General features: G+C 49.7%; 15 protein-coding genes. 9 read left to right on the top strand and 6 right to left on the bottom strand.

Annotation, left to right across the window (positions count from 1 at the left end):
• Positions 1-8: 8 nt before the first annotated feature.
• The 3 genes from BFC17_RS20415 to BFC17_RS20405 all read right to left on the bottom strand — a co-directional run bounded on the left by BFC17_RS20415 (position 9) and on the right by BFC17_RS20405 (position 5,412).
• Positions 9-3,563, bottom strand: a complete 3,555-nt coding sequence (locus tag BFC17_RS20415; RefSeq protein WP_070178382.1) for an ABC transporter permease/M1 family aminopeptidase — start codon at positions 3,561-3,563, stop codon at positions 9-11.
• Positions 3,564-3,574: 11 nt separating this feature from the next.
• The gene (locus BFC17_RS20410; RefSeq protein WP_070178381.1) at positions 3,575-4,462 is read right to left on the bottom strand and encodes an ABC transporter ATP-binding protein; all 888 of its coding nucleotides are present in this window, start codon (positions 4,460-4,462) and stop codon (positions 3,575-3,577) included.
• A gap of 113 nt (positions 4,463-4,575) precedes the next feature.
• A complete protein-coding gene (locus tag BFC17_RS20405; protein WP_070178380.1) occupies positions 4,576-5,412 on the bottom strand; it encodes a class II glutamine amidotransferase in 837 nt (278 codons plus the stop codon).
• A 410-nt stretch (positions 5,413-5,822) separates the two neighbouring features.
• Between BFC17_RS20405 and BFC17_RS20400 the strand changes: the two genes are divergently transcribed.
• The 3 genes from BFC17_RS20400 (at position 5,823) to BFC17_RS20390 (ending at position 8,798) form a co-directional block, all read left to right on the top strand.
• Positions 5,823-6,791, top strand: coding sequence for a GGDEF domain-containing protein (locus BFC17_RS20400; protein WP_070178379.1), 969 nt, complete (start codon positions 5,823-5,825; stop codon positions 6,789-6,791).
• 113 nt (positions 6,792-6,904) lie between these two features.
• Positions 6,905-7,804: a tetratricopeptide repeat protein gene (locus BFC17_RS20395; RefSeq protein WP_139142155.1), complete on the top strand. Its 900-nt coding sequence runs from the start codon at positions 6,905-6,907 to the stop codon at positions 7,802-7,804.
• A gap of 109 nt (positions 7,805-7,913) precedes the next feature.
• Entirely contained in the window at positions 7,914-8,798 is an 885-nt protein-coding gene (locus tag BFC17_RS20390; RefSeq protein ID WP_070178449.1) for a dioxygenase family protein, read from the top strand.
• Positions 8,799-8,822: 24 nt separating this feature from the next.
• Here BFC17_RS20390 and BFC17_RS20385 read toward each other — a convergent pair whose 3' ends face one another.
• Positions 8,823-9,992 carry an MFS transporter gene (locus BFC17_RS20385; RefSeq protein WP_070178377.1) on the bottom strand — a complete coding sequence of 390 codons (1,170 nt, stop codon included), beginning with the start codon at positions 9,990-9,992 and terminating at the stop codon, positions 8,823-8,825.
• Positions 9,993-10,282: 290 nt separating this feature from the next.
• On the opposite strand from BFC17_RS20385, the gene BFC17_RS20380 reads away from it, so the two are divergent.
• The 4 genes from BFC17_RS20380 (at position 10,283) to BFC17_RS20365 (ending at position 14,928) form a co-directional block, all read left to right on the top strand.
• Entirely contained in the window at positions 10,283-11,290 is a 1,008-nt protein-coding gene (locus BFC17_RS20380) for a LacI family DNA-binding transcriptional regulator (RefSeq protein WP_070178376.1), read from the top strand.
• 85 nt (positions 11,291-11,375) lie between these two features.
• Positions 11,376-13,025, top strand: coding sequence for an electron transfer flavoprotein-ubiquinone oxidoreductase (locus BFC17_RS20375; protein WP_070178375.1), 1,650 nt, complete (start codon positions 11,376-11,378; stop codon positions 13,023-13,025).
• A gap of 248 nt (positions 13,026-13,273) precedes the next feature.
• Positions 13,274-14,077: an SDR family oxidoreductase gene (locus tag BFC17_RS20370; RefSeq protein ID WP_217494045.1), complete on the top strand. Its 804-nt coding sequence runs from the start codon at positions 13,274-13,276 to the stop codon at positions 14,075-14,077.
• 17 nt (positions 14,078-14,094) lie between these two features.
• The gene (locus BFC17_RS20365) at positions 14,095-14,928 is read left to right on the top strand and encodes an enoyl-CoA hydratase/isomerase family protein (protein WP_070178374.1); all 834 of its coding nucleotides are present in this window, start codon (positions 14,095-14,097) and stop codon (positions 14,926-14,928) included.
• Positions 14,929-14,960: 32 nt separating this feature from the next.
• On the opposite strand, the gene BFC17_RS20360 is transcribed toward BFC17_RS20365, so the two are convergent.
• Together BFC17_RS20360 and BFC17_RS20355 are read right to left on the bottom strand one after the other, a co-directional pair.
• The gene (locus tag BFC17_RS20360) at positions 14,961-16,061 is read right to left on the bottom strand and encodes a metal-dependent hydrolase (protein WP_070178373.1); all 1,101 of its coding nucleotides are present in this window, start codon (positions 16,059-16,061) and stop codon (positions 14,961-14,963) included.
• Positions 16,062-16,091: 30 nt separating this feature from the next.
• Positions 16,092-17,273 carry an MFS transporter gene (locus tag BFC17_RS20355; protein WP_070178372.1) on the bottom strand — a complete coding sequence of 394 codons (1,182 nt, stop codon included), beginning with the start codon at positions 17,271-17,273 and terminating at the stop codon, positions 16,092-16,094.
• A gap of 457 nt (positions 17,274-17,730) precedes the next feature.
• Here BFC17_RS20355 and BFC17_RS20350 point away from each other — a divergent pair, with 457 nt between their 5' ends.
• Together BFC17_RS20350 and BFC17_RS20345 are read left to right on the top strand one after the other, a co-directional pair.
• Complete coding sequence (locus BFC17_RS20350) at positions 17,731-19,155, top strand: aldehyde dehydrogenase family protein (protein WP_070178371.1); 1,425 nt, start codon at positions 17,731-17,733, stop codon at positions 19,153-19,155.
• A 382-nt stretch (positions 19,156-19,537) separates the two neighbouring features.
• Positions 19,538-19,897, top strand: a 360-nt coding sequence (locus tag BFC17_RS20345) for a transposase zinc-binding domain-containing protein (RefSeq protein ID WP_244887055.1), incomplete at its 3' end; no start/stop codon positions are given.

The raw sequence follows: 19,897 nt of genomic DNA, 5'->3' as shown, positions 1-19,897 counted from the left end.
CTGTTTAATCAGAGCTGCTTGACGTTATCACCGCTATCGCGGTCGATAAGTTTAACGAAGGGGTCGACCCCGGCGAATCGCGGCAATTCGTCTACCGTTACCACGATGGTATTGGTCCCGCTCACGATTTTGTGTTTTGCTTTATAGAGCACCTGACTTTCATCGTTCAGTTTGGCCGGGTCGCTGTTAAACAGGCCAACATCTACCCATTCTTCCAACGGCTGCTCGGTTTCCATACCCTCACCGTCGGCGACATACTTAGCCCCACTGATTGTCAGTGTGACCTCGTAACCCGCATCCAGCGGTTTCGCTTCAGCGGCGTCTACTTTCAAATCGTAAAGCGTAATTTGCTCAAAGATATCCGCAATAAAAGCCTGTTCTTCAGGTGTCGCCTGGGCATTTAACGCCGCCTGTAAATCCAGCGTGGTGGGATAAGGATCCGACTTATAACGGAAGTCACTCATTAGCTGTTCTAATGCCGCGTTTAAGCGCTCTTCACCTAAGCGGTCGAGAATCGACATCATGACGACCGAGCCTTTACGGTAGTGAATGTACAGCTGATTTTCGCTACGCATAAAAGGCATTTCTTCGAGTAACTCGCTGCTACGGCCTTGCAGATAGCGGTCAAGTTCGTAAGTCAGGAATTTACGGATCATGTTTTCGCCGTAGCGTTTACGCAGCACCATAATGGCACTGTACTGAGACAAGCTCTCTGACAGAATCTGGCTTCCCTGTACATCGGCGGCGCCCAGTTGATGACCCCACCATTGGTGAGCAACTTCGTGCGCGGTGACATAGTAAACATAATCAATATCTTCCGGATCCCGCAGGTCTGCCGTAAATCCAATCACCTCGGAATAAGGGACGGTATTAGCAAAGCTCTGGGCAAATGAGCGGTAACCGGGAAATTCAATAATCCGCATTTGTTTATGCTGATACGGGCCAAATTCTGCGGCAAAATAATCCAGCGAATCCTTAACACTTTGGATCATTACATCCACATTCCAGGCATGTTTGGGGTCATAGTACACCTCGATATTTACACCGTTGTGTTCATCACGTTTCACCTCGTGTCGCGCCGAAAGCACCGAGTAAAAGGCCACCATTGGTGAGTCCATTTTGTAGTGAAAATAACGGCGGTCATTCTCAGTCCACTCTTTTTGCAGATAGCCCGGTGCAATAGCGATTTGATCCGGCGAGGTAGACAGCGTGGCTTCAAACTCAATAAAGTCGATACCCGCACCAAAGAAGTTTTGCGAATACTTTGTGGTATCTTCCAGCTTGTGAGCTCGCGGCCGCTCAGGTAAATCACGCTTACGCCGTTCGTGACGATCGCTGATAAGCAAATCGCCGCGGAATCCAAAGATAGGGAATAACTCGTAGTTATTGATAAAGGTGCCGTTTTCAGCCACCATCAGATCAAAGTCACGGTCTCTGAAACCTGTATGGTAACGTTCAACTGTTACGCTTCCGGCCAGCTCGTCGCCAGGCATCATAGGTGTATCAAACTCCAGCCAGGCGGAGTTAAATTCTTCCATGATTTCTACCACTCTGGCACCCGGGAAATCAATTTGCCATTCTGGTGTAGATCGTGGAATTGACACTAGTACGCGCGTAATTGGCGTATCCCGTTTATTTTTGATGACTACCTCTGCGATAGCCGATATCCGGCGTTGTTCAGGAAAGATATCAACCTTAGCATTGACCTTTGTCACCACAGGTATATTGGCGTCCTCATACTGCACAAACTGGCGCTCGTATTCTGCCTGCAGGTCAAAGCCTTCATCGCGGCCGGTAAATTCGTTTAACACCTTGGTGTTGTAATGAATAAAACCGCCGGTTGCCAGAAACACAACCAGACTGACCGCCAGTATTCCTTTGCCGGTTTTGCCCATCTGGTACCCCAGCAGGCGCAGCCTGTCCTTGAGCTTACTTTCCGGGCCGCGTTGCCACAGGCCATAGCCAATAACCGATAACGCCATACTCAGGGAGCCCCAGTACAGCATGTACCAGTTGAAACCGGTTAAAAACCAGCCGTAGCCGTTTAAGTCAGAATACAGTACCTGCGGCGCACTGCCGAAGGTCCACATGTTGTGCTCTACACCCAACTGATTCAGGACCAGTGTTGAAATCAGGTACGCCGAGGTAATCAGCATCCCCATATACTTATTAGGGCTTAGCACCTGAATAAAGAAGGCCAGCACAGTCACCCACATCCAGGGCAGCAGCTCAACGTAGAACAGCTCGCAGATATAAAGCCCGAATTCAAAGTTGGTGTAACCTTTGGTGAGCTGGAAAAACAGGGTAAATAACATGCCAATAAAATACAGCACGGCCAGCACGGCCCACATAGAAAACAGCTTGGAAACCCAGAACACTGCATTAAATACTGGCGTAGATTCGATAATGTCGCCCATGCCACTACCACGTTCACGCCAGACGATTTCGCCACTATAGTAAATAACAACAATCATCAGAGTCAGGCTGAAGTTATCCACTATAGCGGTGGTCATATTCTGAGTAAGGGGCCAGTTATCCGTGCCATAAATACCGCCATAAGCTACGGCATAAAGTGAGGTAAGGTTAAAAATGCTGAATATTACCAGCACTATCATGGCCGGGCTTAGCAACACCTGGCGCATTTCAAAGCCGAGGTTAGTGACAAACTTATGCCACTGGTAACCACCGGAGGCTTTAAAGTTAATTCGGTTACCCACGGGAGCAGGTACTCTGGATGCTTTGGTAGGTTTAACCTTTTTAGAGCCCTGCTGCCATTTAAACGAAAATATACCGCCAAAGGCGAGTAAAATAGCACCGCCAATGGCCAGCCAGATGAGCCGGTTTTGCAGCAATACGCCATCCAGCGTTAACGTCGTGACGTTTTTATCAAATACCGTCCAGTAGCGGCTGATCTCACCGAAAGTGCGCAGCGCAAAAGGGTCAAGCAAGGCTGCCATATCCCGGTACTGGGGTTCGCTGGTGATCACGCCCCCCACGATGTAAACGATGAATATTCCCAACGCCGTCAGGTAAGCTGCCATCATTGAACGCACCTGTTGGGCCAGCGCGTAAAAAATCATGCCCAGTGATAAAAAGCCCGGCACGATGACATAGAAAAATGGCGTCAGGTAAAAACTCAGTTGGGTGGGTCCAATTCGCTCCGGGTCCACCCAGGGCATCAGTGACCCCAGCAACACCCCTAAAGGCACCGCAGCAAAAACGGTGAGCGAAACCAGCGTAGCCCCCATAAAGCGCCCTAACTGATACTGCGCCGGATTAACCGGACGAGTGTAAATAAGCTCACTCATCTTGGTAGTGTGATTACGGGTTGCTGTACCGGCAATAAAGTTAACCAGCAGGAACAACGCAAAAATCCCCATGATTAACACGGTTTGTATAATGGCGTAGCTGCCGTTATACAGCACGTTACCGCCACCACCAATTCTCACACTGTCTGTGGCGGTCGCCAGAAACGGCAGTAAAAAGAACACCAGTGCGGTTACCGTGAAAGACGGCTGACGTAAATAGTAACGCCACTCAAAAGCCAGGCTTTTCCAAAACATAGTAAGACTCCTTATGCTGCCTGAGCGGCGTTTTTACGTGATTCGTAAAGCGTGGAGAAATACACGTCTTCCAGATTTGCCGGAGCGACTTCGAAGCCTTCAGGCGCGTCATCCGCCATGATATGCACCACATGTTTACCGGCAATCAAACGGGAGGAGATCAGGCTGAACTGCTGTTCGATTTCTTTGAGTTCTTCCAGGCTAACCTGCTTACACCAGATACGCCCTTTCAGCTGATAGGTCAGTTCGATGGGATTGCCTTCCAGCAGGATTTTTCCCTGCCCGAGCACCGCCATATTGGGACAAAGTTCTGACACGTCATCGACAATATGGGTAGACAGTATAATGACTTTTTCTTCACCCAGACTCACCAGCAGATTGTGAAAGCGATTACGTTCTTCAGGGTCCAGACCAGCAGTAGGTTCATCAACAATAATCAGGTCCGGGTCACCTAATAATGCCTGGGCGATGCCAAAGCGCTGACGCATACCGCCAGAGTAGCCGCTAACGGCCTTATCACGGTGTTGCCAAAGGTTAGTGTGTACCAACAAACCTTCTACTGCTTCTTTTCTCTCGGCTTTATTGGTAAGGCCTTTTAGTACCGCGAGGTGGTCAAGGAGTCGTTCGGCGCTGATCCGCGGATAAACACCAAAATCCTGGGGCAGATAACCGAGGCGCTGACGCAGTTCGTTGGGCTGGGCAATAACGTCGGTACCGTCAAACACAATGCTTCCCTGATCCGGCGCCTGCAAGGTGGCAATGGTTCGCATCAGCGAGGATTTACCTGCACCATTTGGTCCCAGTAAGCCAAACATGCCCTTAGGAATATTCAGATTAATACCATCCAGCGCACGTACGCCATTAGAGTAAGTTTTTGTGAGTTGAGAAATAGTGAGCATAGCCGGTCCGTTTGCTTAGAGTTGTGTTATTTTCACACTACCCTAAAGCAAGCGAACCGTAACCGCAAAAAATGTAACGATTTATAATTTACAGTTGCCGTTGCCTGTTTCGATTAACAGTCTCTGGGCATGGCGCTGGGGCTGGTCATTGCAGACTCAGTGCTGTGAACAGGCACATCTACCTTACCACTGGCAACCACTTCCCCGAGTTGCCACAGACGCCATTCGCCACGTTCATAAATGTCCCACTGCTCATCACTGGTAAGCGGTTCGGTAGCAATAACACTAACCACATCGTTTGGCGTAGTCTCAGCGGCAAAGTCAATTTCCACTTCCACGTCTTTGAGACACGCGGGTCCAAAGGGTGCCCGACGGGTAATGCTGGCCAGTTTGGTACTGCAAAAGGTAAACAACCAGTCGCCGTTACTTAGCAAGCAGTTAAATACCCCCTGTTGGGCATATTCCTGAGCCAGGCCAACCAGGGTTTTTACCAGCTGTTCCGGCATAGCATCGCGCGGCAGGTTTTGGCGTACCTGATTCATGATGTCGCAAAACAATTCTTCGCTATCGGTATCGCCAATAGCTTCGTACATACCTACCCGGCGGGTAAATCCCGGCACCTGACCGTTATGGGCAAACACCCAGTTACGACCCCATAGCTCGCGTATAAAGGGATGCGTGTTCGCCAGATTGATATTGCCAACATTAGCCTGGCGGATATGACAGATAGCCGTTTTGCTCTTAATCGGTAGTTTACCGACAAACTCAGCGATGGGCGACGTGGCGCAAGGCTCAGGATCATGAAACAGACGCACCCCCTTACCTTCGTAAAAAGCGACACCCCAACCATCCTTATGCGGGCCTGTTCCGCCGCCACGGCGTGTAAGTCCAGTAAAACTAAAACATAAATCGGTAGGCGTATTGGCACTCATACCGAGCAACTCACACATGATATTTCTCACTTTCCGGGGGATATGAGGGAAGAATAATCACTCAAACAGGGGGATTCAACAGCCACCGTCAGCATTCCTGTCAAAAAAGCCACAGCGGGCTGCAACCCCATGTATTTATTAATAAAAATATATTAATAAATATTTATAAATGTACTTATAATGAATAAGTAAATTTACTATAAAAATAATCCAAAAGGTTAATTTGACACACAAAACCATGACCGTATACTAAATTTGCGAAGCGCCTAATATATTGATTCTGTAATATTTCTGGTGCTTTTCTGGTCAACACTAAAGACTTTCTGGTCAGATGAATTTCGTCTTAAAACCGGCCAGATAATTATCTGATAATAAAGTTGGCATTGGCCCCAAACTAAGCAGAACGTTCACAAGCGATAATTATAATTATGACTTTTCCCGATCTCACCAAGGCATTTGAGCTCTCGTCCAAATTGCTGGAAGCAAAAACGTTTCACGACCTGAACGTCGTGTTAATGAAGACGTTGCTCGAAATAGACACTATCGAGAAAGTCTCCTCATACGAAATACTGGGGCGCAACTTTCGCGACGAAAAAACCCCGGAACCGCTTATTCGTAAATTCCCTCTTTCCCTGGCTGAAGATTTTAAAGACGAATTCACTGACATCGTAAAAGATATCGCTTTACATGGTGAACCAGGCGTCTCTTTTCTTACTCTGGAGCATGAAGAGTACATCTACATTTACGTAAATAAGGGCGAGCCACCGGAAAAACTGGTTCTGATAAAAGGCACACTCGACGAGTATAACCTTGAGGTGGTGCGCGGCCTGGCAAAAATCTACGACCACCAGATCCGTCTGTTCGATACCAAGGAACGGGACATCCTTACCAAGCTGAATAACCGACAAACCCTGGGCAGCACCTTTGAGCAGGTTTTGGATTTTTACCGCAATCGGGAACCTGAGGAACTAGGCTCCTATATCGCGCTGCTGGATATCGATCACTTTAAACACATTAATGATAAGTTTGGCCATTTGTACGGCGATGAAGTGCTGATTCATTTTGCCAACATCATGCGCACCACGTTTCGCCACTCTGACTTTTTGTTCCGCTATGGTGGTGAAGAGTTTTTAGTCATCATTAACCAGACCAACGATAATGGTGTGATTGCGGTGCTGGAGCGCTTCAGGCTGGCCGTAGAAAAGTATGAATTCCCGTCTGGCAAAGTCACCGTCAGCATTGGCTGTACCCGAATCAATACTCAGCAGGCCGTCCCCATGATGATTGAAGTCGCTGATGAAGCACTTTATTTATCTAAGACTAACGGTCGCAACCAAACCAACATCCTTGAACGCTCAGCTAAACAGTTTGTCGATAACGACATTGAATTCTTTTGATACAAATGTGAGCTGGGTCTGCACAGTGACCTTTGATATGTTGATAACAGGCGATGGTGGCCATTGCCTGTTGCTCAGGAGAGCCTGTCAGCATTCATCACCAGGAATTTACCGTGCCCACAAGACCTTTATGCGTTGCGTTACTATTCGTTAGTTTACTCTACTGCCAGTCCGTTCTGGCTACCCCGCAGAGTCAGCAAGTAGAGATGTTGTTGACCCAGGCTGAGGACTTTTTAGCCAAGGATCCGGACCAGGCAGAAGCGCTTATCGAAGAAGCCCTTGAGCTCGCGCCAACGCGCGCCGACGTGCACTTTTTATGTGGCCAGATAATGGGTATTCAGGCCAGCCAGTCAATTTTCTCAGCGTTAGGCTATGCCGAAAAATCGCTCAATTGCCTTAAGCAGGCAGCCATACTTGAACCCGAAAACATCGACTACCAGTATGCCCTGATGATGTTTTACACCATGGCGCCGGGCATTGCTGGCGGTGACGATGAAATCGCCTGGCAACTGGTAAACGACATCGCCGCCAAAGACTCACTCATGGGAACCCGGGCGAAACTGCAATACTTTTTGCAAAACGACGATGAAAAGGCCTTTGCAAAAACGTTGAATGAAGCTATCACGACCTACCCTCAACATGCCGAGTTTTATTATCGACAGGGATTAAAACTGCAGGAAGATAAACAATTCGAACAGGCATTAATCGCTTTTGCCCGGGCCACCAACGCCACAATAGACGATGAAGACGCCGACTTTAAACTCAGTGCGCTGTATCAGATTGGCCGCAACGCGGTATTCAGTGAACAAGGGGTTAGCGAAGGCATAGAGGCGCTGCTTTCCTATGTCGAACAGCCTTTTGATAACGAAGAGCTGCCCAGCAAACCATGGGCTCATTACCGCCTTGCACAGCTGTACAAGCTGCAAAATGATAAAGCCCCCATGAAAATGCATCTGGCCATGGCCGCTGACACCGACGATGAACGCTTACAGGATACCCTGGACGACTTCTGAACACCGGTTTTATGTCAGCTAAAAACAAGTAATGTAAAGTTGTGCAAAGTTGGCAATGCCAGGCAGATTGCAGGGTCTATTGGTCAGTATTAACTTTAAGGCTGAAACCATGACCACAAATCTACAACGCCGCCGACTGCTGGTTAAATCAGCGGCTGGCATTACCATTTTAACACCTACTTTTTTGTTTTTTGGCTGCGGCAGTGGTGCCACTTCGCCCACTACGACGACCTCTTCCAGTTCATCTTCTGGCAGCACGGTGAGTGGCAGTTCAGGCGGTTCTGGTACCAGTAGTGGCGGCAGTGTTGCAACCACGACCGACTGGGCTACCGGCGGTACCGCTTCAATCACGGAATCATTTCCCGATGACTCACTGTTTGAAACAGGCTCCGCCTGCAACGTTGAATTAACGCCATCGCTTACCGAAGGGCCCTGCTATTTCGACAGCGAGTACCGCGATGATATCTCCGAAGAACAAACCGGCCTGCCGATGATGCTCTGCCTGCAACTGGTGGATGCTAACTGTAATCCGCTGGCAGGCTACGAAATTGAAGTGTGGCATTGTGATGTACAGGGCATCTACTCGGGTGATACCAGCGACAGCGCCGATCGCAATGGTTTCAGTTCCTCTTTTTGTACCGGCAACGATAGCGATGCACTCCAGGCCAAATGGTTCCGCGGGATTGCTGTAACCGATGCCAGCGGCAGAGTGAACTTTTACAGCTGCTTTCCGGGCTGGTACTCAAGCCGGGCGATTCATGTGCATTTCAGAGTGAAAAGCAATAATAGCGATCAGCTCATATCCCAGTTTGGCTTTGATGACGACTTTGTTGACACCATTTGCACTGAACATTCGGCGTACAGTGGCCGTGGAGAGCCTGATACTCACAACAGCCGGGATACGGTATTTAACGGTGATGAAGACGAGTTGTTTAACCTGGCGCAGAATGCCGATGGTTCACTACTGGCCTGGAAGCGGATCATCATAAGCTGATGATCCTACAGGTCAGGTCTGTGCTCAGATATCGGCAACCTGGGTATCATTGGCAGGCATACGACGGTTGCTGTTGAGCAGCATATACAAGCTGGTTGCAATTAAACACACCGCCAGATACACCGGCAGTCCATTGGTAGCTACCGATACATATGCCGCCAGCAATGGCCCGATCACCGAGCCAACGCTGTAACTTAACAGCATGATTTCAGTAGCAGAGACGATTTTGCTGCCTGGCAGGTTGTCGCAGGCAAGTGTTATGGCAATGGGGTACAAGGCAAAGCTACAGGCCCCTAACAGTAAATAACAACCCATAATCACCGAAAGCTCACCTGCCCAGGCAATACCTGACACGCTTAATCCGCCAATGACACAAAAGCCAGCCATCAACAAACGTTTGCTGCAACGAGGGGAAAGAAAACTCACCAGAGGCTGTACCAGCATGCCGCCCAGAATAATAATCGCCATAAGCAAGCCGGTATTGGGCGCATAGTCCGTGTGCGCGATATACAATGGCATCAGGCCATACACAGGCCCCAGTACTAAACCAGACACCAGACAGCCCATCAGCGCAGGACGACTTAGCGACTTTAATTCACTCAGTTTAAGTGGCTGCGAATGATGATTATCCGGCTGTCCACCCTTGATGAGCAAAGGCACCAGTACTGCCAACAACAGCAAGCCAATAACAAATAAATAAGGCAGCGCGCCCTCTGTGCCCAGCGGTTTAATTGCCAACTGGCCAACTGCGGTGCCGCCGTACAGCGATGTCATATACAAGCCAAGACGTTTGGCTCTGGCCTTGGCGGTGTCGGTCATGAGTAACCACGACTCCACCACCACAAACACACCCGCCACAGCAATGCCGGCTAAAAACCGGGCAATAATCCAGGAGGTAACCTGTGGCAGCATAACCTGCAGCGCAACAGTAAGTGTGAGTAGTAACAGAAATACGATAAACGCAATGCGGTGACCGGTTTTAGCTACCACGCGCTGAATAAAAAAAGCACCTGTCAGCAGTCCAAAATAAAACACTGAGGCCAGCCAGGGAGCCAGCGCCGAAGGTAAGTCATTAGCGCTTAAGGATAAGGGGATCAGGCTCATCAAAAAACCTGATGCAACAGCAAAAAACGACAACCCTAAAACAGGCACAAGGGGACTGTTGGGTTTATTGCTCTGAGCAACATCGACCATGTCTGGATCCGTAAGAATATAACTGCGCTACCAAAGAGAATGTGAGGAACGGTAGTTTCGCAAGGGATGAAATTGGGCGCGAATTTAGGCCTGTTTTTAAGCAAAGTAAAGCGAATAAATTTTATTAAAAAAAGCAAAAAAACTAATGCGAAAACATGCCTGACAAATTGCCTGGAATCACCATAAATAAAAGAGGCTAAACGTTTTCCCCCGAAACCCTGAAATGGTCGCATCAACGGCATAAAATCATTATGATGATACCTCTGTGATGAAGTAGCTACGGACTTTCAATGACCACCATAAAGGATATAGCAGAAGCTGCGAATGTGTCGCTGGCAACGGTTTCCCGCGTGATTAATGACGGGCCTAAAGTCGGGCCAAAGACCCGCGCCCATGTTAAAGCCGTGATGGAAGAAATGGGTTACCGGCCAAATATCAATGCCCGGGCACTGGTCACTAAAAAGAATACTTCTCTGGGGTTAGTATTAGCCGAACTGATGGACCCGTTTTTCGCCACCTATGCTGATGCTATTGAAACCGTCGCCCGACATGCCAACACACAGTTACTAATGAGTGCCGGTTCAGTACAAGCCGAAACCGAGCTAAAAGCAATTGAGACGCTTCTTAACCACCGGGTAAAAGCCATGGTGGTACATGCTAAGTTTCTTGATGACGAAACCCTTATCAGCCTGGCCAGTCAGGCGCCGGGCTTTGTGCTGATAAACCGCTACATCGATGCGATTAAACATCGCTGTGTCTGGCTCGACAATGTTGCTGGCGGACGCATGATGGCCGAGCAGGTACTGAAACTTGGCCATCGACACATCGCCGTGATCAGCAGCGATTTTACTATCGAAGACCGAACTGAACGGGAACAGGGCATCCGGGAATCGTTGGCCCAGTGGGGTATCGAACTCACCGACAGCCAGATTGTCCACGCCTCGCCTAATCAGCAAGGCGGTGAAAGTGCCATGCGCCAACTCATTGCCTCAGGCGCCCGCTTTACTGCGGTGCTGGCATATAATGATGCCATGGCATCCGGTGCCATCAACGTCCTGTCCGACCATAAATTTGCTGTTCCAGACGATGTTTCAGTGATGGGCTTCGATGATGTGATCCTGGCGCAGTACTGCCGCCCGCAGCTGACCACCCTGCACTATCCCATCGCCGAAATGGCCTCACAGGCCGCTGCGCTGGCCCTTGATTATGCCCAGGGCAAAGCTCTGCCAACCAATACTACTTACAAATATCTGCCTACCTTCGTATCCAGAAACTCCGTAGCAAAGATTAAACTTTAAACAATAAAATCAGGCACGCTACTTGCAAAATTCCCATAATGTGAGATATTTGTAAAAATTCCGTTACAGGTTTAAGAGGTGTATTTTGGAAAGAGAAGCGATGGAGTTTGACGTCGTTATCGTAGGCGCTGGTCCTTCCGGCTTGGCAGCGGCCTGCAAGATTCGTCAACTCAGTGCCGAACGCGGCAAAGAAATCAGCGTTTGCCTGGTCGAAAAAGGCTCAGAAGTAGGCGCCCATATTTTATCCGGTGCAATTCTTGAGCCCAGAGCCCTCAACGAGCTGTTCCCCAACTGGCAGGAACTTGGCGCGCCGTTAAATACACCGGTAGTCCGAGACGAAATATACTTACTAAACGATGCAGAAAGCAAGCGTAAAATCCCTAATGCACTGGTTCCATCAACCATGCATAACGAGGGTAATTATATCGTTAGTCTGGCCAATGTATGTCGCTGGCTTGCCGAGCAGGCAGAAGCACTGGGCGCAGAAATTTACCCCGGATTCGCTGCTGCAGAAATACTTTATCACGAAGATGGCAGCGTAAAAGGTGTAGCCACTGGCGACATGGGTGTCGCTGCTGATGGCACGCCGAAAGACAGTTACATGCAGGGCATGGAGCTACATGCTAAATATACGTTGTTTGCCGAAGGTTGCCGCGGACACCTTGGCAAAGAGCTGATTGCCGGGTTTAAGCTTGATGAAGGTAAAGAACCGCAGCATTACGGCCTGGGCATTAAAGAGCTGTGGGAAATCGATCCGGCTAAACATGAGCAAGGACTGGTGCTGCACACCGCGGGCTGGCCATTAACCGAGAGCGGCAGCCATGGCGGCTCGTTCCTGTACCATCTTGAAGATAACCAGGTGGCATTAGGATTAATTACTGATTTAGGGTATTCCAATCCCCATGTGAGTCCGTTTGAGGAATTCCAGCGCTACAAGCATCACCCGCAGATTAAGCAATATCTGGAAGGCGGCAAGCGTCTGGCTTACGGTGCTCGCGCTATCGCCAAAGGCGGTATTCAGTCGCTACCTAAAATGAGTTTCCCCGGCGGCCTGCTGATTGGTTGTGACGCCGGTACCCTTAACTTCGCCAAAATCAAAGGCAGCCATACGGCGATGAAATCCGGCCTGGTCGCCGCTGAAGTGATTTGCGAAGCGCTGGCGGGTGATACCCCACCGACAACCCTGGATTATGATGCGGCATTTAAAGCAAGCTGGGCGTACGAGGAGTTGCATCAGCAGCGTAACTTCGGACCGGCTCAGCATAAATTTGGCAATATCATGGGTTCTGCCTATGCGTTTTTCGATATTAATATCTTCAAAGGTAAGCTGCCCTGGACCTTAAGTGACCCAACGCCGGATTATGCGACGTTAAAGCCCGCATCGGATTGCACGCCAATCACCTATCCTAAACCGGATGGCGTGATCAGCTTTGACCGTTTGTCTTCGGTGTTTATGTCGAACACTAACCATGAAGAAGACCAGCCTTGTCACCTTAAACTCAAGGATGACAGCATTCCGATTACGCAAAACCTGCCACGATTTAATGAACCGGCGCAGCGCTATTGCCCTGCCGGCGTGTACGAAGTGGTAGAAAATGACGATGGCGACAGGCGTTTTCAGATCAATGCGCAAAACTGCGTACACTGTAAAACCTGCGACATTAAAGACCCCGCGCAAAACATTACCTGGGTAACGCCTGAAGGCTTTGGTGGCCCTAACTACCCTAATATGTAACTTGCCTGCCCGGCTAGGTATTAGCCGGGCTTTATTGCCCTTTTGTTATTACTACACACACTTTTGGGCAAAGTTGTTGTCTCTTACTACAGTTTGTCGCTTAAGCAGACACCAAACCTTTCCCACCCTCAGCTTTTAAGCGCTAAACCCTTGCCAGAACTGGCTTCTGGAGGGTGGCATACTCCTTGCTCTGGTAAATCCTACTAAACGAGATAAATAAACGAACCCACGGTAGAGGATTAATAACAGTGATTTTTTCTGACAGTGCATTGAAAGGCCGGGTAGCCCTAATCACCGGTGGCGCAACGGGTATCGGTTTCGGTATTGCTAAAGCATACGCCGCCTGCGGCGCCAAACTGGTCATCGCCAGTCGTAACCTGGAACGACTGGAACAAGCCAAAGCTGAACTGCAAGCAAGCGGTGCAGAAGTACACGTAGTACAAATGGATGTACGCGATTACGACGCGGTCACCAATGTGGTTAACGAAGCAGTCAGCCACTTTGGCAGCCTGGACATCGTTATCGCAAATGCGGCCGGTAACTTCGTAGTACCCGCTGAGGAAATGTCGCCTAACGCCTGGAAAGCCGTTATTGACATCGACCTGAACGGCACGTTCTTCTGCGCTAAAGCGGCCTTTGAGCAACTGAAGAAATCCGAGTTTGGTGGTCGCTTTATCGCTATTTCCACCACCCGTGCACTGGAAGGCTGGCCGGGCTGTGCCCACGCTGGCGCTGCCAAAGCTGGCATCATGTCATTATGCCGCACACTGGCTAACGAATGGGGTCAGCATGGCATTCGCTGCAATACTATTGCGCCAGGCGCCATCGGCGATACCGAAGGCGTTAAACGTATTTACGAAGATCAGGGCGCCGGCGCCAAGCAACTGGCCATGATCCCGCTGGGCGAGTTTGGTAAAACATCCAATATCGCTGATGCAGCCATTTTCCTCGCCTCCGATGCCGGTGCCTATATTACCGGTGCAGACATTGTTGTCGACGGTGGTCGTAATCGCAGTCATGCCGGTACAGGTGTCGCTGGCAAATCAGAATAATTCCCGGGAGTATAATAATGATTAAACATTACCTACATGTGGAAACCGAGCGCGACGGTTCGGTACTCATTGTTCGCCTGGACAATGCCGATTCGCACAACGCGCTAAGCCGTGAAATGCGTTATTCATTGCGCGATGTTATCCGCGCCATTCAGGACGACCGCACTATCCGTGCGGTGTATCTTACCGGTAAGGGCAAGAGCTTTTGTGCCGGCGGTGATTTACGCATGCTGAAAAAAGCCAGCGATCCTTGGTCTGTACATTCACGTTTTCGCCATGCTGCAACCCTGTTTCCACCGTTGATGACGCTGGATGTACCGGTTGTGTGTGGCGTGAAAGGCCATGCAATGGGTGGCGGTATGGGTCTGGCGCTGATGTCAGATTTAGTGGTAGCGGGTGAGTCGGCTAAGTTTTCAGCCGGCTTTTTCCGCTTAGGTGTAGTGCCGGATTGTCTGATTGCTTATACCCTCCCGCGTTTAATCGGCCTGGCAAAAGCCCGTAACTTCTTATTCTCCAATGGTTCATGGACCGGCGCAGAAGCTGTTGAAAATGACATTGCGGTAAAATGTGTACCGGATGAACAGGTGGATGAAGAAGGCCTGGCGCTGGCCAAAAAACTGGCAAAAGGCCCGGCTGATGTAATGGGTCTGGCCAAACGCCTGCTGAATCAATCCTTCCAGTCCAGCGTTAACGAAGTGATGGAACAGGAAGGCTATTTACAGGTTATGGCGATGTCGAGTGCCGAATTCCAGGAAGGCTTATCCGCCGCGCTGGAAAAACGCCCGGCCGACTTTGAAGCTGCAGCTGAAAACTCAGACCGCGGCGACGGTCTGCCCAGCGGCGAGCGATAATCAAATCTCACAAAAGCCCCGTTTCAGGGGCTTTATTCTATCTGTTGGAGATTATCATCCAGCACAACTAACGGCCCACGAATAAGGCCTGCCTCACCGGCATAACGAGCATCATCAAACTGCACCTGAAATCCCCCCTCTGCGCCTGATGTCACAGTGGCATAAGGATAGCGCGACCACATCAAAAAGCGCCTTGCCGCTAACGCCTTTGCAGCCGCCTGCACTCTTACATCCTGCATACTGGCAGTCAGCGCTTCGTCTTTTAGGGATAAATGTGGGTTATTAAGCCAGTGCCATGCACCTAAGCGGTAATGATCCTCAAATTCAACCACAACATTGCCCGCAAACGGATTAGCCGGTACCGGTGCAACCATAATATCTGCCACATCACCAAGGCCACGAGCTGCCATTTCATCTGCCACCCGGGCCGCGGCGAAACGACTGACGATATCATTTATGATTATGTAGCCAACCCCGAGTATCAGCGCTAGTCGCGCTACGCTGGATGGCGTTATACCGGGCACAAAAATACGCAGTGTGAGCAAACTGCTCAGGCCAATAAACCACACCACGATGGTGGCTGTTGTGGAAAAGTTATTGAGGCAGACCACCGCTGACGACACAACCCAAAACACCGCCCACATTAACTGCTGCCAGCGCCTGGCAGAGGTAGCGTAGCAATAGCCGCCACCCAGTAGCAGCCATACCCAGGGATCCAGCACAAACAGGGTATCGCCATAAAACCAGCGGTTATCAAAGGGCATGAGTAAGCGTACGCCATAATTGTTTAACCAGTCGAGCAGCGGGTGACTGAGCACGGCAAGCAGGCTCAAACCTAATAGTGGCCAGAAAGACGGTTCAATTGTCGTTGCTGGCTTTATCCGCGCCCTGATGTTGGCAAACAACATTAATCCGGCAGAGAGTATTAACGGCAGCACTACCCACGCCAGCACACCGTGAGTCCAGCCACGGCGGTGGGCAACCGAGGCCTGTTCTCCCATCAGCGAAACAACAATATCCACGTCGGGAATATTAGCGCCAATCAGGAGTGCGGCAGCAGCCAGCGGCGTAACCTTGCGCAAACCACCGGAGGCGAGCAAACCACCGGCGAAGGTATGAGTAAAGGGATCCATGTTCTGATTTCCTTGATGCTTACCAGTTTACTACGCAGTAACGTGGCGAACAGATGACATTATTGATAGCGCGGCAATAGCCAGTGAGCCTGCGATTACCAGGGCAATTAACTGTGTTCCGGCAATGCCCGCAGCCACGCCCAGTACGAGCGGAGTCAGAGTTTGAAAAGCGCCGGTTACGGTATACGAAAGAGCCACCGACTCTGAGATACGGTTTTCAGGTGCATTTTCATAAATTAACGAAATAGACAGTGGCAGCGCCATTCCTAACGGAATCCCCAGCAGCGTACAGCAAATCAGTAACCAGGTTGACTCATGTACGAAGGGCAATAAAACATACATCAGGGAGGCAAAAATCAACGATAACAAAATCAACAGCTCAGGGCGCATATAACGCACCAGAACACCGATGGCCAGTCGTGAACCGGTCATCCCCGCGGCAAATCCACTCAGCATCAGACCGGCATAAAAAGGAGATAACTTAATTTCTACCGACAACAAGGAAATGACCACCGGAAACAGGGTTTGTGCCGACGCAAACACAGCATTAATGCCCACCCAGCGGCGCAGTGATGGCAGTTTTAACAAATCGGTAGTCCGGTGTTTTTGCGTGGTTTTCACCTCTACGGGCTGACCATTATGATAATAATGGCGACCGCTCGCCATCAATAACAGCGCCAGTAACCCAAAGCCAGCGAGCACTACCATTACCCAACCATCGCCGCCATGTTCGTAAGTAGCGCTTAAAATCAATGGCCCGATTAAACCGAACACCGAATAGCCCAGCACCAGATAACCAATCAGCCGGGTTCGCTCATTGCCACTGGCGACACTGCCAACGCTACGACTGGCCACCATACTGCTAAAAAACGCACTGACACCGACTAACCCGGCAATAAGGGCCAGCATCCATGGCGTTTGTGCAAGCAGATAAAGACTACCGGCGATGACCGCCAGTGAACACGCCACCAGCATGGGAATAAAGGTACCGACACGATCAACCCAGCGACCAAAGGCAATATTGAGAACGGTAGGAAACAGCGTAAACATGGCGGCCAGGATCCCGACAAACGCCGTGCTGGCCCCCATACTCAGCGCGATAAGGATCAGCACAAGACGCGCACCGGCCAATCCGGCCACCTCTAACCCGGCAATCACAATGGTGTTTAGCAGATGCCCTGTTGTATAGCGCTTACCGGAAGAGGCTTCCATAGTGTGATTTAATTCCTCAGTGTGAAAACAGAACTTAATAAACCCTGTGACTAAGCAAACGGCCTGCCAGAAAAAACACCGGCAAAACAGCCGAATGCGGCTTGTCATCGCATTCTGAAAGACACATGGTGTCTTTGTTGTACCCAGCCTGTCTTTAGCAACAACACTTCAGCACCACAGGCGCCTGACTCTTTAAAAGTTTTCGGTACTTTTGTTAAAAACTATTTACCAAATCACTGCCATAATACCTGCCAATGGTTTAAGATAATATCAAATAGTGAGATATTTTAAAAAACACTCACCATTGGCGTGACTATTGCTCGGTTATGCTGATAACCATGAACGCGATGTAATGTGATGCGATGTAATTCAGGTTCTGCCCTTTATCATCAGGGTTAACAGTCATCACAATAAGCATAAGTTGAACAAACACTACGGGAGTAACTGACGAGTGGATATGTTAATTGGCGCAAGTACCGCCCACCTTGAAAATGGCAAACAGGTTGATGTGCTTAACCCTGCCTCAGGTGAATTAATTGATACTGTTACCAGTGCCACACCAGCGCATATCGAGCTAACCCTGGACTGCGCCAAAAAGGGCCGCGACCTGTGGGCGGAAACGCCGTTACACGAACGCTGCAAGATCCTGTTCAAATATGCCGATCTGGTTGAAGCTAACCAGGACGAACTGGCGCTACTGTTAAGTAAAGAAACCGGCAAGGCCATTAAGAGTGCCGAAGGCGAAATGTCACGGGTAGGTATGATGGTACGCGGCTACGCGGAACGGGCTTTACACCTTTACGGTGATTGCTTGTCTGATGCCCAGCCCGGCATGGAAAAAGACGTGATATTTACCCGCCGTGATCCACTGGGTATTGTGGTGTGTGTGGTGCCGTTTAACCACCCTGCCTCACTGTACACGCAAAAGATTGCCCCCGCACTGGCCATGGGTAACGCTATCATCATCAAGCCCGCCTCAGACAACCCGTTAACCGTATTGCGTTTAACCCAGTTACTGCTTGACGCCGGCGTGCCGCCAACCGTAGCCCAGTGCATTACCGGCAGTGGCTCGGTAATTGGTAACTATTTAGTGTCCAGCCCGCACATTAACGCCATTACCTTAACCGGTAGTACTGGTGTTGGAATTGCGGTGGCAGAACAGGCAGCAAAACACCTGCACCATGTGCATCTGGAACTGGGCGGCAACGACCCGTTCATTGTATTTGGCGATGCCGATGTAGATGTGGCGGTGGAAGACACCGTTATCTCCCGTGCCTTTACCGCTGGGCAGACCTGCGCATCATCCAAACGCTTAATTATTCATAATTCGATCAAGCAGACCTACACCGAAAAACTGGTCGCCCGATTGAAAGAAATTAAAGTGGGCGACCCACAAAGCCGTGACACCGACGTGGGCACGCTGATTAACGAGGGCGCGGCGGCTGAAGTAGAGAAACAGGTTCAGCACACTATCGATCAGGGTGCTAAGTGTATTCTTGGCGGTAAGCGCGATGGCGCGTTCTTCCCGATGACTGTACTAACCGACGTTACGCCGGAAATGGATGTCTCTAAAGATTTGGAAATATTTGGCCCGGTGTTCCCGGTTATCGGCTTTGATACCCCGGAAGAGGCCATTGAGATCGCTAATTCTTCTTGTTTTGGCCTGATGTCGGGCATTATGACCAACGATTACAAAACCGCGATGAAGATGGCCAAAGCCCTGCAAAGTGGCGGCGTGGTTGTGGGTGGCACCGGTAACTACCGTCCACCAGAACTGGCCTTCGGTGGTTACAAAATGAGTGGTATAGGCCGCGAGGGTATCAGCGCGACTCTGGAAGAAATGAGCCAGCTTAAATCGATAATTCTGAAGGGTGTGTTTTAATCAGCCCTCTGTTCTTCAACTTGCAACTAATGCCCCTTTTTAGGAGGGGCATTTTTTTAAATAAAAAGCAAAAAAGAAGAGGTAGTTGAGAGAGTAAAAATGTCTCATGATGGTCAGAAGCGGACATCTTGGTACTGGAACCCCTGGGGCTGCTTTGTACGTAAACCGGACCTTGGAGCTACGCATTTTCCACCCTATTGAACAGTAGATTTACGTGAAAATCATCGACACACTGTGATGCCAATTCATAGCAAGGACGCCATTGCTAGCAACTCACATTCATACCTATAAACGACATCGTCCAGAACAAACGTTACTGTATCAATTGGTCAAACACCATTACCCAAAATTTCTCGAGTAGCTTTCACGTCAGGGGAAATCGCTGCCTCGGCATGTAGAACAAGAGTTTGAAGAATTTCTTAAGTGTGGCCGTCTAGAACATGGATTTTTGCGCGTAGTATGTGACGACTGCAAACATGAGAAGCATGTGGCATTCAGTTGCAAACGCAGAGGTTTTTGTCCAAGCTGCGGTGCAAAACGCATGGCTGAAAGTGCCAAATTGTTGGTTGATGACGTTTTAGGTGGTCACCCAATTAGGCAGTGGGTCTTAAGTTTACCCATCCCGCTTCGATTATTGCTTGCCAGGTACCCCATACATTTAAGCAAAATCATGCAAATCATTCATCGCACGATTTCCACTGACATCATCCATCGGTCAGGCTACTTGAAAAAGCAAGCCAAG

This window comes from Marisediminitalea lipolytica (assembly GCF_001758465.1).
In the GTDB taxonomy this organism is placed as follows: domain Bacteria; phylum Pseudomonadota; class Gammaproteobacteria; order Enterobacterales; family Alteromonadaceae; genus Alteromonas; species Alteromonas lipolytica.
Note: the sequence above shows the minus strand (reverse complement) of the source record. Positions and strands in the feature narration are given on the sequence as shown.

What these genes read in the sequence shown, in the direction of transcription:
- BFC17_RS20415 (WP_070178382.1), bottom strand. Translation starts at nt 3,563, where the DNA reads ATGTTTTGGAAAAGCCTGGCTTTTGAGTGGCGTTACTATTTACGTCAG.
- BFC17_RS20410 (WP_070178381.1), bottom strand. Translation starts at nt 4,462, where the DNA reads ATGCTCACTATTTCTCAACTCACAAAAACTTACTCTAATGGCGTACGT.
- BFC17_RS20405 (WP_070178380.1), bottom strand. Translation starts at nt 5,412, where the DNA reads ATGTGTGAGTTGCTCGGTATGAGTGCCAATACGCCTACCGATTTATGT.
- BFC17_RS20400 (WP_070178379.1), top strand. Translation starts at nt 5,823, where the DNA reads ATGACTTTTCCCGATCTCACCAAGGCATTTGAGCTCTCGTCCAAATTG.
- BFC17_RS20390 (WP_070178449.1), top strand. Translation starts at nt 7,914, where the DNA reads ATGACCACAAATCTACAACGCCGCCGACTGCTGGTTAAATCAGCGGCT.
- BFC17_RS20385 (WP_070178377.1), bottom strand. Translation starts at nt 9,992, where the DNA reads ATGGTCGATGTTGCTCAGAGCAATAAACCCAACAGTCCCCTTGTGCCT.
- BFC17_RS20380 (WP_070178376.1), top strand. Translation starts at nt 10,283, where the DNA reads ATGACCACCATAAAGGATATAGCAGAAGCTGCGAATGTGTCGCTGGCA.
- BFC17_RS20365 (WP_070178374.1), top strand. Translation starts at nt 14,095, where the DNA reads ATGATTAAACATTACCTACATGTGGAAACCGAGCGCGACGGTTCGGTA.
- BFC17_RS20360 (WP_070178373.1), bottom strand. Translation starts at nt 16,061, where the DNA reads ATGGATCCCTTTACTCATACCTTCGCCGGTGGTTTGCTCGCCTCCGGT.
- BFC17_RS20355 (WP_070178372.1), bottom strand. Translation starts at nt 17,273, where the DNA reads ATGGAAGCCTCTTCCGGTAAGCGCTATACAACAGGGCATCTGCTAAAC.
- BFC17_RS20350 (WP_070178371.1), top strand. Translation starts at nt 17,731, where the DNA reads ATGTTAATTGGCGCAAGTACCGCCCACCTTGAAAATGGCAAACAGGTT.